Origin of the sequence: Clostridium tarantellae, assembly GCF_009295725.1 — a bacterium.
GTDB classification, from domain to species: domain Bacteria; phylum Bacillota; class Clostridia; order Clostridiales; family Clostridiaceae; genus Sarcina; species Sarcina tarantellae.
The window spans coordinates 1-978 of the sequence record NZ_WHJC01000548.1; the positions used below are offsets into that span (position 1 = coordinate 1).

2 protein-coding genes are annotated in these 978 nt (G+C 22.2%); both read right to left on the reverse strand.

Annotation, left to right across the window (positions count from 1 at the left end; all coding sequences use genetic code 11):
• Window positions 1-91 precede the first annotated feature (91 nt).
• Window positions 92-430 carry a hypothetical protein gene (locus tag GBZ86_RS16250; RefSeq protein WP_152892397.1) on the reverse strand — a complete coding sequence of 113 codons (339 nt, stop codon included), beginning with the start codon at window positions 428-430 and terminating at the stop codon, window positions 92-94.
• A gap of 11 nt (window positions 431-441) precedes the next feature.
• Entirely contained in the window at window positions 442-861 is a 420-nt protein-coding gene (locus GBZ86_RS16255) for a YtxH domain-containing protein (RefSeq protein WP_152892399.1), read from the reverse strand.
• Between the last annotated feature and the right edge of the window lie 117 nt (window positions 862-978).

Below are 978 nucleotides of genomic sequence, written 5' to 3' on the forward strand. Positions count from 1 at the left end.
CTTATACCTCTATACAGTTAAATAAATTTTTTTATTTAAAAATATTAGCAAGTATATAATTTATATTTGCAAAAAAATAAATTTTTATTTTTTATTTCTTTGCAAATACACTTACTATTATATTTAAAACATCTTTTAATGTTTCAAAATTACTAACTAAATTTTCTTTAGCTACAATCATATCTGCTGTTGCTTCTGTAACTACCTCGCTAACATCTTTTAAGTTCTCTGATATATCTGTAATATTTTCTGAAATATTTGGTAGATTACTACATAAGGTATCTATATTTTTTTTATTATTATTTAAAGTTTCGTTTATATTTTTAATAAGCTTAGAAAAATTATTTAAAGTAATTATAAGATATATAAGAGTGATTGCACCTAATATTCCTATTATACTCCAAAACAAATCACTAACTTCTATATACATAACTGCACCTACTACTCTTTTACAACTTCTTCATCATTTTTTACATTTTCATGAATATTTTTATTTTCTATAGCTTCATTATCATTTAATAATTCAATAGAAGGTTTTTCTGATTTTTTATGTTTTTTTTGTGCTAAATATTCTGAAATTTTTTCCTTTGCTACTTTTACTTCTTCTTTTTTATCATTTACTTTTTCATTTAAATTTTCTTTAATAGATTTAGCTTTTTCTTTTGCATGTCCTTTAACTTTTTTAGCTTTTTCTGCTATATCATTTCTAGTTTCTTTACCTGATTTAGGTGCAAATAGAACTCCTGAAGTAACTCCTATAGCACCAATAACAGCAGTTAAAGTAGCATATTTAGCAACCTTTGCTTTTTGTTTTCTTCTAGCAGCTTTTTTTTTCTTTTCTATTAATTTATATAATCCCATAATTTATTCCTCCTTACAAAACATATATCTCTTTTTCGTAAATTATACTACTCATTACAAAAAAATACAATATATTATATATTATATTATATAATCCAAAAATGTGTGCTTTTACAT

Excerpts from the sequence above, each read along its gene's own strand:
- GBZ86_RS16255 (WP_152892399.1), bottom strand. The coding sequence starts at position 861 with ATGGGATTATATAAATTAATAGAAAAGAAAAAAAAAGCTGCTAGAAGA.
- GBZ86_RS16250 (WP_152892397.1), bottom strand. The coding sequence starts at position 430 with ATGTATATAGAAGTTAGTGATTTGTTTTGGAGTATAATAGGAATATTA.